The following is a 13,378-nucleotide window of genomic DNA, read 5'->3' on the forward strand; positions in this document are numbered from 1 at the left end:
TATCTCCGCTCAGTTGGGCGGGCAGCCCCGCTTGATCGTGCAAGTCAAACAGATGCAGGGTCTGAGAAAGGTAAACGTGCCTCCTTTACTTTTTTCGAACCGGGTTGCTGCTGAACTGAAGTTTGCCCGGCGCTTTGGCCGTGGCGTGAGTCAAGGAGTCAGTCATGAAGTTTTCTTCCCCACGCGGCACCCGCCGCAGCATCGCCCAGTTCGCCGCAGCAGCAGCCGGAGCAGCCCTCTTGCTCGGACTCACCGCGTGCGCTCCGGCGGGCAAGGAAGACGTACAGCTCAAGACCGCCGACTTCGAGACCGCCCTGATCGATTGGCGCGATCAGATGGACGGCTGCATGCTCGACGCCGGTTTCGATATGACCCCAACGGGCGGTGACAGCGAGAGCACCGGCACGATCGACACCTCACAGTTCGACATGGTCGAGTTCGAGAAGGCGTACGCGGCCTGCACGAAGCAGGTCGGCGAGGCGCCCGTCGACGAGAGCCTGCCGACCGAGGACGAGATGTTCGAGACGCAGCTGATCTTTGCGCAGTGCATGCGTGAGGCCGGCTACGACTACCCCGACCCGGTACGGGGATCGGGCGGCATGACGCAGGCGTTCGGACCCGAAACCAACCCGGACGACATCGACACGTGCTCGGCCCAGGCGGAAGCAGGAGCCCAGCAGTGAGCGACGCAGAGTCCGTGATCCCCAGTGAACCCCGGAACACCAGAAAGCGCAGGATCCTGCTGGCCTCGCTCGGCGTCCTCGCCGTGGCGGCGATCGCGGCCACCGTTCTGCTAGTGCAGCGCCCGGCGGGCTCGGTAACGAAGAAAGATACCGTCGCGGTGCAGACCGCCACCGTCACACGGGGCGATCTCACCGAGCTGATTCGCACCCAGGGCAAGCTCGGCTTCGCGAGCCCCCGTGACATCGGCACGCAGCTTCCGGGCACCGTCACTGGGCTACCGCCCGTGGGGTCCGGAGTTGGGGCGGGTGGCGAGCTCTTCCGCATCGACAACACCCCCGTCGTTTTGATGCACGGAGACCTCCCGGTGTGGCGCTCCTTCGAACCGGGCATGAGTAGCGGCGCCGATGTCGCACAGCTCGAGCGAAACCTCGCGACCCTCGGATTCTTCGGATTCGACGCCGACGAGAAGTTCAACTGGGACACCCAGCAGGCCATCATGAAGTGGCAGAAGTCGCTGGACATTGAACAGACGGGAAGCATCGAGCTCGGCCGAATTGTCTTCGCTCCAGGCGACGTTCGCGTGCAGGCGTCAAAAGCTGCCGTCGGTGATGCGGCGAGCACCGCGATAATTTCAGTAACCGGCGGCGCGAAGGTGGTCGAGGTCTTCATCGATCCGGCCCAGCAGCCCCTCGCTCCCGTCGGCGCACAGGTGAAGATCACGCTTCCCGGCGGCGCCGAGACCACCGGGACCGTGTCGAATGTCGGCGCTCCCGTTGAACGCGAGGGGGCGAACGGGAAGGCCGTCAAGGTGCCCCTCACCCTCACGCTCGATGATCCGTCCGCGGCCGAGGGCCTCGACAACATCACTGTGACGGTGCTGCTCACTCAGGTGAAGGGCAGCGACCTGCTGCTCGTCCCGGTGGTCGCGCTGCTCGCGCAGCCGGGCGGAGGCTTCGCCGTCGAAGTCCAGCTAAAGAAGCCGGCCAAGGATGGCGCAACGACGAAGCTCGTACCCATCGAGCTTGGGGCGTTCGCCGACGGTCAAGTCGCAGTCACTGGGGGCAAGCTGCAGGCGGGCGACACCGTCGTGGTGGCCAAATGACCGCGCCCATCGTCGAGCTCTCCGGGGTAACTCGAAGCTATGGCTCGCCTCCGACCGTCGCGCTAAACGCGGTGGACCTCCGCATCGACGAGGGCGAGATGCTCGCCATCGTCGGCCCCAGCGGCTCCGGCAAGTCGACCATGCTGAACATCATCGGTTCGCTCGACCGCGCGTCGAGTGGCAAAACCGTGATCGCGGGGCAGGACGTGGGCGACCTCACCGACACCGAGCTGTCGGCTCTTCGCGCCTACACAATCGGATTCGTGTTTCAGCAGTTCCACCTGTCGGAGGGCGTCACCGCCCTCGACAATGTCGCGATGGGGCTGCTCTACACGGGGGTCTCGCGGGCCGAGCGCCGCCTCCGCGCGGAGGTCGCGCTCACGCGGGTCGGTCTCGGTGATCGCCTGCGCCACCTCCCGAACCAGCTCTCGGGCGGCGAGCGCCAACGCGTGGCGATTGCGCGCGCCGTCGTCGGCGCGCCCCGCCTGTTGCTCGCGGACGAGCCCACCGGCAGCCTCGACACGAAGTCGGGGGCGGAGGTCATGCGCATCCTCACCGAGCTCCACCACGACGGGACCACCGTGGTCGTCATCACGCACGACCAGGATCTGGCCGCCAGCATGCCCCGTCGGGTGCGCATCAGCGACGGCGCAGTTGTCGCCGATGAGCGCGGCCAGTCAGAGACGGAGGCAGCCGCATGAGCGCCATCACGCGCTCCCGCCTGCGCGCCCGCGACCTCTTGACGCTCGGGTTTCACGGGTTGCGCGCACGCCCCATGCGGGCCGTGCTGTCCTCGCTTGGCATTGCGATCGGCATTGCCGCGATGGTGTCGGTCATCGGCATCTCGACTTCGAGCCAGGCGCGGGTGCAGGAAGAGTTGTCCAAGCTCGGCACGAATCTGCTCACGGTCACCGGGGGCACCGACATCATCGGCCAGCCGGCGCCCCTTTCCCGGGAGGCGCTGTCGCAGATTCGGCGTCTGCCCAACGTGCTCCAGGCGAGCTCGACCGGCACGATCAAGGACGTGTTTGTGTTCCGCAGCGCCGAGATCGATCGCTCAGCCACGGGCGGGCTCTCGGTCGCGGCCGCAGACCTCAACCTGCTCCAGGCGACTGGCGCGACCCTCCTGTTCGGCAACTGGCTGAACGACGCGACGGCGAAGTACCCCGTAGTGGTGCTCGGCCGAACGACTGCCGAGCGCCTCGGCGTGCAGACGCCAGGCACGCTGGTCACCCTCGGCGAGCAACAGTTTGCCGTCGCAGGGGTGCTCGACTTCTCGCCCCTCGCTCCCGAACTCGACTCAATGGCGCTGATCGGCGAGCCGATCGCCACAGAGCTCTTTGGTTACGACGGCAGTCCGAGCACGATCTACGAGCGCTCGACCGACGAAGCGGTGGCCGAGGTGCGGGGGCTGCTTCCGCCCACCATCAACCCGCAGGCTCCGAGCGAGGTCAAGGTGAGCCGCCCGTCCGATGCGCTCGCTGCACAAAACACCGTCGATCAGGCGTTCACCGGACTGCTCATCGGCGTGGGATCGATCGCGCTGCTCGTCGGCGGTATCGGCGTCGCGAACACCATGGTGATCACGGTGCTGGAACGGCGTCGCGAGATCGGGTTGCGCCGGGCCCTCGGCGCGACGAAGCGACACATCCGACTGCAGTTCCTATTCGAAGCCATGCTGCTGTCGGCATATGGCGGTTTCGCCGGCGCGATCCTGGGTTGGGTCATTACGGCTATCGCAGCCGGGGCGAACGGCTGGAAGCTCGCCATTCCGCCGGCGGTGCTCGTCGCCGCGGTGGGCGTGACGATTGCTGTGGGCGCGATTGCGGGGCTGCTCCCGGCAATTCGCGCGGCGAACACCTCCCCCACTGCCGCGCTCAACGCGTAGTACGCGGCCCGGATCCTGCCCCTCCGCTGCCCCGCAGGGGCAGGATCCCAGCTGTGCGCCAGCGCTAGAGCGCGATCCCGTGCCCGAACGGAAACAGCGGGTCCTTCGTGTCCGAGGGCACGTCGGGCCGGTTCGCCTCGACCGCGGCCATGCTCGACGGCAGCTCGAACGGCAAGCGTCCCTGGGCGGTGGCGTCGCCGAAGAGCACGTCGAGCACCGCGTCCTGCGCGGCACCAAAGTCCGCGACCAGCGCCGCCTTGCCCACGAACGGGGTAAGAATCGCCGGACGATCCAGATACACGACCAGCACGGTCGGCACTCGGCCCGAGATCGCGGTGACGCGCGCAATCTCTTCCTCCTCAAACGCGAGCGAGCCCTGGTGGAAGAAGCTCTCGAAGCCCGGGCGAGGCTCGAACGGCGCCGAGAGGCGCAGGATCGCAACGTCCGCATCGTCCGGGTTCTGCACTGCCACGCCGAACGGGGCCAGCGCTTCTTCGGCGAATCCCTCCGCGAAGATCCGCACCCCCTTGGGCAGCGGCAGCTCGGGGGTCTCATCACCATGAGCGAGCACGGTGAGGGCGGCACGCTGCGCCTGCGCTCCCTGCGCGACGAAATCCGCGTTCCCCACGATGCGCTCCGCAGCGTCCTCGTCGACAAACGGCGAATCGAACAGGCCGAGCACGAACTTCTCGCGCAGCAAGCGCCGCGCCGACTGGTCGAGCCGCGCCTCGTCGATGCGGCCGCCGCGCACCAGTTCCACGAGGAGCTCGGGGAGGGCTTCGCCGCCGAACTGGTCGACACCGGCCTCGATCACCTTAAGCATCCGCTCTGCAATAGAGAGGTGCTCGACGCCCCAGGCACGGGCGGGGAACGGCACCCCCAGAACCTCGTCGTCGCTGAGCAGTCCCCAGTCCGTGCAGACAATGCCGTCGAATCCGAATCGCTCGCGGGCGAGGCCAGTGATGACCGACTTGTTGAACCCGAACCCGACCTCCTCGTATTCGGTGCCCACCGGCAGGCCGTAGTACGGCATGATCTGGCTCGTGCCTGCCTCAAAGGCAGCGAGGAACGGCTTGAGGTGATACTCGAAGTTTCCTCCGGGGTAGACCTGCTCGCGGCCATGCGCGAAGTGCGGGTCTTCCCCGCCCTGCTGCGGCCCTCCCCCGGGGAAATGCTTCGTCATGGTCGCGACCGATTCGGGGCCGAGCGCGGCGCCCTGAAAGCCTCGAATGTAGGCGGCCCCGAGCCTTGAGGTCAGCTCGGCATTCTCGCCGAAGGTGCCGTTCTGGCGACCCCATCGAGGCTCGGTGGCGAGGTCAATCTGGGGGTGGAGGGCGACTCTCAGGCCGACCGCGGCATATTCCTGGCGCGCGATGTCGGCGAACGTTTCCATGAGGCGGTCGTCTCCGATCGCCCCAAACCCAAGTGTCTCCGGCCACTGTGAAAACGGGCCGGCCAGGATCGAGGCGCCCGGGTTTTCCGAGAAGTGGTGCCTCGGGTCAGTCGACAGGGTCACCGGAATTCCGAGCCGGGTCGATGCGGCCAGCCGCTGCACCGCGTTGTGCCACTCGGCAAACTCTCGCCCGGACGGCGCCGCGCCGAGCACATTGAAGTGCGTCATGCCCTGTTCGAGCACGAGCTTCGTCGTGGACGGTACGGGCATCACGGGATTTTCGGCTTCAATTTCGCCCCTGCTGCCCGGGGCGATCATGGTGTGAAAGCAGAGCCCCGCTTTCTCCTCGAGCGTCATCTGTCCGAGCAGGATCTCGACACGCTTCGACACGGGAATCGTGGAATCTCGATAGCGATCATCGACGGGTGGCTGCGGTTGATCTATTGCATTCATGAGCGCTCCTTTGTGCCGCCGGAAGTCTCAAAACAGTACCGCGCTCAGTTTTGACCGTCAAGGATGAGACGTGTTCTAGGCTGACACCATGGCAGCACGAGGTTCATACGCGAAAGGCATCGCAAAGCGCGACGAGATTCTCACGACCGCGCTCGAGGTGATCGCCACAAACGGGTATCGCAAGACAACCATCCGCGAGCTTGCGACCGCCGTGAATCTCAGCCAGACCGGCCTGTTGCACTACTTCGGCACCAAGGAGGACCTCTTTATTGAGGTGCTCCGCAAGCGTGACGAGGTCGATTCAGCCATGTTCGGTGGCAGTTTTGGGCAGATCGACGCGAGCGCGAACATCATCGACGTCTTCATGCAGGTCATCCAGCACAACACCGAGGTTCCGGGGCTCGTGCACCTCTACACGCAATTTGCCTCAGAGGCGTCCGAGCCAGGCCACCCCGCACACCAGTACTTTCTCGAGCGCTCGGAAAAACTCAAGTCAACATTCTCCGGGGCGATTCGCTCGCAGCAGGACGACGGGACGCTCGCAGACTCCATTGATGCAGATCGCGTGGCCACACTCCTCATGTCGGCGAGCGACGGCCTGCAGGTGCAGTGGCTCCTCGACCCGTCGGTGGACATGATCTCGCACATCTCGCTGCTCTGGGCAAGCCTCACCCGCCCCTAACCACAGCCGCGCCGACTGCCAGGTGCCATGCAGTCCAGTCGCTTGCACTCTAAAACCGAGCGCTGTACGGTGTTCGAAACGTGTGTACTGACGGCACCCTTGCAGAAGGAGCAGCATGACCCCCTCGGACTCCCCCCACCCGGCGCTGAGCGTGCTCGCGGCGCTGACGCTCGAGCAGAAGGTCGGCCTTACGAGCGGTCGCGATTTTTGGACGACGAAGGAGGCGCCCGGCGTCCCGTCGATCATGCTCACCGACGGCCCGCACGGTGTGCGCAAGCAGGCCGAAAGCTCTGACCATCTCGGGCTCTCGGACAGCATTCCCGCAACCTGCTTCCCGCCGGCGGTCGCCCTCGGTTCAAGCTTTGACACCGAGCTCCTGGAGGAGGTCGGCGTCGCCCTTGGGCAGGAGGCGAAGGCGGAGGGCGTCGGGGTGCTGCTCGGCCCCGGCGTGAACATCAAGCGCTCGCCGCTCTGCGGCCGAAACTTCGAGTACCTCTCGGAAGACCCGTACGTCTCGGGCGTCATGGGCGCCGCCCTCGTGAACGGCCTCCAGTCGCAGGGCGTCGGTGGCTCACTCAAGCACTTCGCCGCGAACAACCAAGAGACCGATCGCATGCGCGTCTCGTCCGATATCGACGAGCGCCCGCTCCGCGAGATCTACTTGCGCGGCTTCCAGCGCGTGGTCGAGGACGCGCAGCCGTGGACGGTCATGTGCTCGTACAACCGCATCAACGGCGTGCACGCCTCGCAGGATCCTTGGCTGCTCACCGACGTGCTGCGCGGCGAGTGGGGCTTCACGGGGCTCGTCGTCTCTGACTGGGGCGCCGTCGTCGACCGGGTGGCGTCGCTCGCCGCCGGCCTCGACCTCGAGATGCCGTCGAGAGGCGGTCGTGGCGACTCGGCGGTCATCGCCGCGGTCGAGGCCGGCACGCTCGACCAGGCTGTCGTTGACACCGGCGCGGCGCGGGTCATCGACCTCGTACAGAAGGCCGTGGCCGGCGCCGACGCGAACGCCAGCTACGACGCCGAGGCGCACCATCAGCTTGCCCGCAAGGCCGCGGCCGCGAGCGTCGTGCTGCTGAAGAACGACGGGATCCTGCCGGTGGGCGCCGGCATGAAGGTTGCCGTCATCGGCGAGCTATCGCGCACGCCCCGCTTCCAGGGCGCCGGCAGCTCGCAGATCAACCCGACCAAGGTTGAGAGCGCGCTCGACGAGCTGCGCGCCTTCGACAGCTCGATCTCCTTCGCCGCCGGGTACGACAACGACGGCGGCCAGAGTGATGCGCAGACGGCCGACGCGGTCGCCGTCGCATCCGCGGCCGAGACCGTACTGCTCTTCCTCGGCGTCCCTGCCGCCCAAGAGTCAGAGGGCTTCGACCGCGACGACCTCGAGCTCCCGGCAGCGCAGCTCGCGCTACTCGATGCGGTGCTCGCGGCGAACCCGCGCACCGTGGTGGTGCTCTCGAACGGCGGCGTGGTGCGAGTGTCGGGCTTCGCCGACCGGGTCCCCGCGCTGGTCGAGGGCTGGCTGCTCGGTCAGGCCGGGGGCGGCGGCGTCGCCGACGTCCTGTACGGCCACGTCAACCCGTCGGCCCGCCTCACCGAGACCATCCCGCTGCGCCTCGAGGACACCGCAGCCTACCTGAACTTCCCGGGCGATCACGGCCACGTGCGCTACGGCGAGGGGATCTTCGTCGGCTACCGCTGGTTCGACGCGAAGAAGCTCGAGGTGAGCTACCCCTTCGGGCACGGACTCTCGTACACCAGCTTCGCGTACTCGAACGCGAGCGTCTCCGCGCATGAGCACGGACTCACCGCTCGAGTCACGATCACGAACACCGGTTCGCTCGCGGGCGCTGAGGTCGTGCAGGCGTACGTCTCGCTGCCCGGCTCAGCCGTCACCCGGGCCCCGCGCGAGCTCAAGGGCTTCGCCAAGGTCACACTGGACGTCGGCGAGAGCCGCGAGGTCGAGCTCGCGATTCGCCGACAGGATCTCGCCTACTGGGACACGCGCGTCTCGCAGTGGATCGTCGAGGGCGGCGACTACACGGTGGAGATCGGGAGCTCGAGTCGAGACATTCGCGCGACGGCAGCTGCCGCAGTCACGGGAGACGCGGTCTCCGTCCCGTTGACGATGGAATCATCGATCGGCGAGGTCATGGCCGATCCGATTGCCGGCCCGATCATCATCCAGTCGATGGGCGGCGGTTCGGGCGAGGGACTGTTTGCCGACCCGACCGTGCTGCGCATGCTCGCGTCGGCCCCGATCGGCCGCATGCTCGGCTTCCCGGGCACCGGCGTCGACCTCGCCCAGGTCGAGGGTCTGCTCGCGATGGCGAACGCGGGCGTCGTCCCACCCATGCCCGAGCAGTAGCCGCAAGTTGTGTCTGCGGGCGGGCTGGCCTCTGGGCGAGCCCGCCCGCAGCCGCGCGGGCGGCCCGCGCCAAATCCCTACGTGCCGCAGTACGTCCGGTGCGGCGGAAGATTGGCCGGCGCGGGGAGCGCGAAGCGCGCATACTCTGGCCGCTCGTCGAACGGGTGCGACACCGCCTCCAGCAGCCCCGTGAACAACGTCAGGTCGCCCGCGTTCGCCGCGACGAGGGCCTCATCGACGACTTGGTTCCGGGGAATGTACACCGGGTTCACGCGGTCCATGGCGTCGGTATCGGGGGCCAGCCTCGTCCAGTCGGCCACCCACGCGGTTAACTCTGGTGCGGCCCAGGCCCCAGCCCCGCCGCGCGCCACCCGAGCGAGGTCGCGGAAGGTTCCCGTGAAGTCCAGGCGGTGCTCCGCCATGAGTCCGAGCAACCGGCCGGCGAGCGTCGAGACCTCGTCGTCCGACACCTCAGACGCGAGCCCCAGTTTGGCTCGCATGCCGGCCGTCCAGTGCCGGTCGTACGCGGAGCCAAAGCCGGACAGCTCACCCTCGGCGGCGGCAATCGCCGCTTCCTGCGTCTCGCCCAGCACCGGCACGAGCGCCTCGGCGAAGCGCGTGAGGTTCCAGAGCGCGATCTCGGGCTGCCGCCCGTAGGCGTAGCGGCCTTGCTGGTCGATCGAGCTGAACACTGCGGCGGGGTCGTACCGGTCGAGAAACGCGCACGGTCCGTAGTCGATCGTCTCCCCTGAAATGGTCGTGTTGTCCGTGTTCATCACGCCGTGCACGAAGCCCAGCAGCATCCACCGCGCGACGAGCGCGGCCTGAGCCTCGATCACGGCCCCGAGCAATCCGCGTGCGGGATTGTCCGAGCCCGCGAGCTCCGGGTAATGGCGCCGATTCGCGTGCTCCACCAAGCGCAAGAGGAGCTCGGGGCCGCCCGCGTATCGCGCGTACTCGAAACTGCCGACCCGCAGGTGGCTGCTCGCGATTCGCGCGAGTACCGCGCCGGGCATGGGCTCGGCGTCGCGTCGCACGGTGCGGCCCGTAGCGACGACAGCGAGCGCCCGCGTGGTGGGCACGCCCATCGCGTGCATGGCCTCGCTCACGAGGTACTCGCGCAGCATTGGCCCCACGACCGCGAACCCGTCCGCCCGGGCGAGCGGGGTGGGCCCCGAACCCTTGAGGTGCAGGTCAACGAGCCCGCCCCGCGCGTCGGCGAGTTCGCCAAGCAGCAGCGCCCGCCCGTCGCCGAGACGCGGGGAGTACCCGCCGAACTGGTGCCCGGCATAGATCTGGGCCACCGGGCCGCTCCCCTCAGGCAGCACGGTGCCCAGCAGCAGCCCGAGGCCGTCGGCGGCGCGCAGCGCCTCGGGGTCGAGCCCGACCTCACGCGCGAGTGGTTCATTCAGCACCAAGAGTTCGGGCCTGGGGGCGTCCGCCGCCCGCCAGGGCACGGACAGCTCGGGAAGCTCGCGCGCAAACTGGTTGCGCAGCATTCCTGGGGCGTGCAGTGGTGTGCTCATGCTCGCACTCTAGTGGCGGGCGTTCCGCGCCAGCAGGATCCTGCCGGCAGCGTCGGACTCAGCTCGCCTCTGGGTCCAAAGCGATGCCCATGGCGTCAATGACCCGGGCCGCCGCGTCGAGCTCGTCGTCGCTGAACTGCGCAAACGCGGCCCGCATCGCCATCAGTTTCGGCCCGAACAGGCGAAAGAACTCGGCTTTTGAGAGGTCGGTGAGTTCGATGACCTGCGCCCGGCGATCGCTGGGATGGGGCACGCGCCGCAGGTGTCCCGTCTTGCTCAGCCGATCTAGCAGCTTCGTCGTGGACGCGGTCGAGATGCGCAGGTGCTTCGCGATCTCATTCGGGCTGACTGACTCCCCGCGTTCACTGCGCATGATGAGCAGGCGGAGCGTCGCCAGGTCCGTCGGGTTCATGCGCATGCCCTGCTTCATGCCGCTGCTCATGCGATCGTGTGCGTCGCCGAAACTGCGCACGGCGCGCAACATCGCAAGCTCGCGCACTGCGCGGTCCTGCAGTTGCTCGGCGTCAATCACGGCCATCTCCACTCGTTCAGCGACGGGTGCCGTCCGAAGAACAAAACGCGTCAGACCCGAGCGTACCTGTCGGGCGGCGGAGTTCTATTGTACGTCCGCCACGGGCGCTCCACCTGGAGCACGACGAGCCGCGGCACGACCTGCTCGCTTTCGCTGGCAGCCACGCCTCATCTCAGGCACGAGGTACGCGAGTGGGCCACGCCCGAAACCATTATCAATAGTGATAACATTCACGCATGGCCACCGCTCACGCCCTATTCCACCCCGTGCGCCTCCGCATCGTGCAGGCGCTCCTCCGCGACGACCAGCGCACCACGCGCGAACTTCACGAGCAGCTCCGCGACGTGCCCATCGCCACCCTCTATCGCCAGATGGCCCATCTCGTGCAGACGGGCATTATCGAAGCGGCTGATGCCCAGCAGGTTCGCGGTGTCAGCGAGAAGTCGTACCGGCTCTCGCCCGGCTTCGCGAACCCAACCCCCGAGGACCTCGCGACGCTCGGCCCCGAGCAACTACTGACGACGTTCAGCGTCTTCAGCAGCGGGCTCCTTCGCGATTTCGAGGCCTACCTTGAAGCGGGCACCACGAACCTCCACGCGGATCGAGTCACGTTCGCCCAGGCCGACGTCTGGGCAAGTACCGACGAAACGGACGCATTCTTCGCAGACGTCTCGGCGGCCCTCCAGCGGCTTCTGGCGAACAAGCCAGGCGAGGGCCGGCGCCGCCGCACGCTCACCACCGTACTGATCCCTCGACCCGACTCGGACCCCACATGAACCTCGCACCTGACCAGCTGGTGCCGCTGATCCCCGTCGCCGTGCTCGCATTGGCACTCGACCTGTTCTGCATCGTCGACATCGTGCGCCGTCGTCACGTGTTGCACCTGCCGCGATTCGTGTGGGCGATCATCGTCCTCGCTTCGTTCCCGTTCGGCGCGATCCTGTACCTCGTGCTCGGTCGCGGCGCGAAAGAACCGCCCGCGGAACTCGCGCTCGCGCAGAGTGCCGCCGCGATTCCCAGCGACACCGCCGGATACCCGCGGCACGCTGCGACCGCGCCGACCGACCCCGCCCGGAGCCCCGCCAACCATCCCGCCCTCCGTGTCGAGCACGTCACGAAGACGTTTGCGTCCGGCGCCGGCATTCGCGACATCTCGTTCACCGCGCAGGATCGCGCCGTCACCGCGGTGATCGGCCCGAACGGAGCGGGCAAGACGGTGCTCTTCAGCATCATCGCGGGCCTCGTTCACGCCGATTCCGGTTCGGCGAGGCCCGAGTCCGCCACCGCCCGGGTGGCCTACTGCCCGGACGTGCCGCAGTTTGAGCCGTGGCTCACTGCGCGCGAGGTCGTTTCGACATCGCACGTCCTCTCGCAGTCCACCGGCACGCTGAGCGCGAGCGCGGCCCTCGAGCAGTGCGGACTCGGCGCCGTCTCAGAGCGCCGCGTCTCCGATTTCTCCCGCGGCATGCTGCAGCGCCTCGGCATCGCAGCCGCGCTCGTGCTCGACCCCGACATTCTGATCCTGGACGAGCCCAACAGTGCGCTCGACCCGATCGGTCGCGCAGACGTGCGAGCGCTCATCGCCCAACAGAAGCAGCACCGCTGCATCGTGCTCTCGAGTCACCTGCTGAGCGAGGTTGAACAGCTTGCCGACGAAATTGTCGTGATCAGCGAGGGCCAACTGGTTGCCTCCGGTACAACGGCCGAGATCCTGACGCACCGGCTGTCGCCAGTCTGGACGATTCGTCTGGGCTCCCCGTCCCCCACCCCGCTTGACGAGCTCGCCGCCGCGCTGCCTGGAGTCACCCTGATGCAGGCCTCTGACACCCTGATTACCGCATCCTTCGAGAGCTTCGCAGCGGCCGAAACGCAACTCACCCGCCTCGTCGGATTACTGGCTGCCCCCATCATCGAGGTCACGCTGCAAGACCGTGACCTCGACGCTTCCTTCGCCCGTATCGTCCAGAATCAGGAACAGTCATGAGCATCGCCCTAGCCTCGGCTCGCCTCGAGTCTCGCCGCCTCTTGCGCTCGGGTCTCTTGCTCGGGCTCGTCGCCGCGTTCGCCTTCTTCGGGTTGTCCGGACCCCTCCTCGCCAGCTACCTGCCCGAGATCCTTGGCGCCGCGTCGGGAAGCGACCAGTTCACGATCGAGGCGGCCCCGGCCACCGCGACCTCCGCCCTCACGATGTTCAACCAGAGCGCCATGCAGCTCGGGCTGATCCTGGCGGTCGCGGTCGCGATCACCGCGCTGTCCTGGGACTCCCGGCCCGGCTCGTCCATCTTCTACCGCGTGCGCCTGCGGCGACTCAGCCAGCTCACGGTGCCACGGCTCGCGACCGGCTGGGCCGTGGTCGCCGCCAGCTACGCGCTCGGGTTGGCGATCGCGGCGGGTCTCACGACCGCCACCATCGGCCCGGTACCGTGGAGCCTCACGCTGCGCGTGGGTCTCGCCTCCATCGCCTACCTCGTGATGTCGATGGCGATCGGCCACCTCATCATGACGCTGACGAGACGGACGGCGCCGGCGATCTCGGTGGCCGCGATCCTGCTGATCGTGCTTCCGGTGTTCAGCCAGGTCCCATTCCTGTCGAGCTGGTTCCCCACGACGCTCCTGACCGCCACGACCGCGTCGGGTGCCGACCTGGTGTGGCCGGCGCTGAGCGCGGTCTCGCTCACAGCGGCCTGTGTGGTGGTGGCCAGCCTCGTCGCGACCCGCCAGTCGCTGCGCCGGGACGCGTAGAG

Annotated in this window: 12 protein-coding genes; 9 read left to right on the plus strand and 3 right to left on the minus strand. The window is 67.6% G+C overall.

Annotation, left to right across the window (positions count from 1 at the left end; translation table 11 throughout):
- Positions 1-164: 164 nt before the first annotated feature.
- The 4 genes from JW030_RS09560 to JW030_RS09575 are packed head-to-tail and all read left to right on the plus strand — an operon-like array spanning position 165 to position 3,674.
- Positions 165-683, plus strand: coding sequence for a hypothetical protein (locus JW030_RS09560; RefSeq protein ID WP_188044306.1), 519 nt, complete (start codon positions 165-167; stop codon positions 681-683).
- A complete protein-coding gene (locus JW030_RS09565; RefSeq protein WP_188044307.1) occupies positions 680-1,786 on the plus strand; it encodes a peptidoglycan-binding protein in 1,107 nt (368 codons plus the stop codon). Before JW030_RS09560 ends, JW030_RS09565 begins: the two co-directional genes overlap by 4 nt.
- A complete protein-coding gene (locus tag JW030_RS09570) occupies positions 1,783-2,487 on the plus strand; it encodes an ABC transporter ATP-binding protein (RefSeq protein ID WP_188044308.1) in 705 nt (234 codons plus the stop codon). The genes JW030_RS09565 and JW030_RS09570 overlap by 4 nt, the downstream gene beginning before the upstream one ends.
- Positions 2,484-3,674 carry an ABC transporter permease gene (locus JW030_RS09575; RefSeq protein WP_188044309.1) on the plus strand — a complete coding sequence of 397 codons (1,191 nt, stop codon included), beginning with the start codon at positions 2,484-2,486 and terminating at the stop codon, positions 3,672-3,674. Before JW030_RS09570 ends, JW030_RS09575 begins: the two co-directional genes overlap by 4 nt.
- A gap of 64 nt (positions 3,675-3,738) precedes the next feature.
- Here the strand turns inward: JW030_RS09575 and JW030_RS09580 are convergent, their stop codons facing one another.
- On the minus strand, positions 3,739-5,520 hold the full coding sequence (locus JW030_RS09580) for a glycoside hydrolase family 3 protein (protein WP_188044310.1): 1,782 nt from the start codon (positions 5,518-5,520) through the stop codon (positions 3,739-3,741).
- Between the two features lie 88 nt (positions 5,521-5,608).
- Here JW030_RS09580 and JW030_RS09585 point away from each other — a divergent pair, with 88 nt between their 5' ends.
- Both JW030_RS09585 and JW030_RS09590 read left to right on the plus strand, forming a co-directional pair.
- Complete coding sequence (locus tag JW030_RS09585) at positions 5,609-6,202, plus strand: TetR/AcrR family transcriptional regulator (RefSeq protein ID WP_188044311.1); 594 nt, start codon at positions 5,609-5,611, stop codon at positions 6,200-6,202.
- A gap of 115 nt (positions 6,203-6,317) precedes the next feature.
- A complete protein-coding gene (locus JW030_RS09590) occupies positions 6,318-8,576 on the plus strand; it encodes a glycoside hydrolase family 3 C-terminal domain-containing protein (RefSeq protein WP_188044312.1) in 2,259 nt (752 codons plus the stop codon).
- A 77-nt stretch (positions 8,577-8,653) separates the two neighbouring features.
- On the opposite strand, the gene JW030_RS09595 is transcribed toward JW030_RS09590, so the two are convergent.
- Positions 8,654-10,102, minus strand: a complete 1,449-nt coding sequence (locus tag JW030_RS09595) for a YdiU family protein (RefSeq protein ID WP_188044313.1) — start codon at positions 10,100-10,102, stop codon at positions 8,654-8,656.
- 58 nt (positions 10,103-10,160) lie between these two features.
- The gene (locus tag JW030_RS09600; protein ID WP_188044314.1) at positions 10,161-10,640 is read right to left on the minus strand and encodes a MarR family winged helix-turn-helix transcriptional regulator; all 480 of its coding nucleotides are present in this window, start codon (positions 10,638-10,640) and stop codon (positions 10,161-10,163) included.
- Positions 10,641-10,870: 230 nt separating this feature from the next.
- On the opposite strand from JW030_RS09600, the gene JW030_RS09605 reads away from it, so the two are divergent.
- From JW030_RS09605 to JW030_RS09615, 3 genes are read left to right on the plus strand one after another with little or no spacing between them, the layout of a single operon-like run.
- Positions 10,871-11,410 carry a helix-turn-helix domain-containing protein gene (locus tag JW030_RS09605; protein ID WP_188044315.1) on the plus strand — a complete coding sequence of 180 codons (540 nt, stop codon included), beginning with the start codon at positions 10,871-10,873 and terminating at the stop codon, positions 11,408-11,410.
- Positions 11,407-12,618, plus strand: coding sequence for an ATP-binding cassette domain-containing protein (locus JW030_RS09610; protein ID WP_188044316.1), 1,212 nt, complete (start codon positions 11,407-11,409; stop codon positions 12,616-12,618). The genes JW030_RS09605 and JW030_RS09610 overlap by 4 nt, the downstream gene beginning before the upstream one ends.
- Positions 12,615-13,376 carry an ABC transporter gene (locus tag JW030_RS09615; RefSeq protein WP_188044317.1) on the plus strand — a complete coding sequence of 254 codons (762 nt, stop codon included), beginning with the start codon at positions 12,615-12,617 and terminating at the stop codon, positions 13,374-13,376. Before JW030_RS09610 ends, JW030_RS09615 begins: the two co-directional genes overlap by 4 nt.
- Positions 13,377-13,378: the final 2 nt, after the last annotated feature.

The organism is Leucobacter sp. CX169, from assembly GCF_017161405.1.
GTDB lineage: Bacteria > Actinomycetota > Actinomycetes > Actinomycetales > Microbacteriaceae > Cx-87.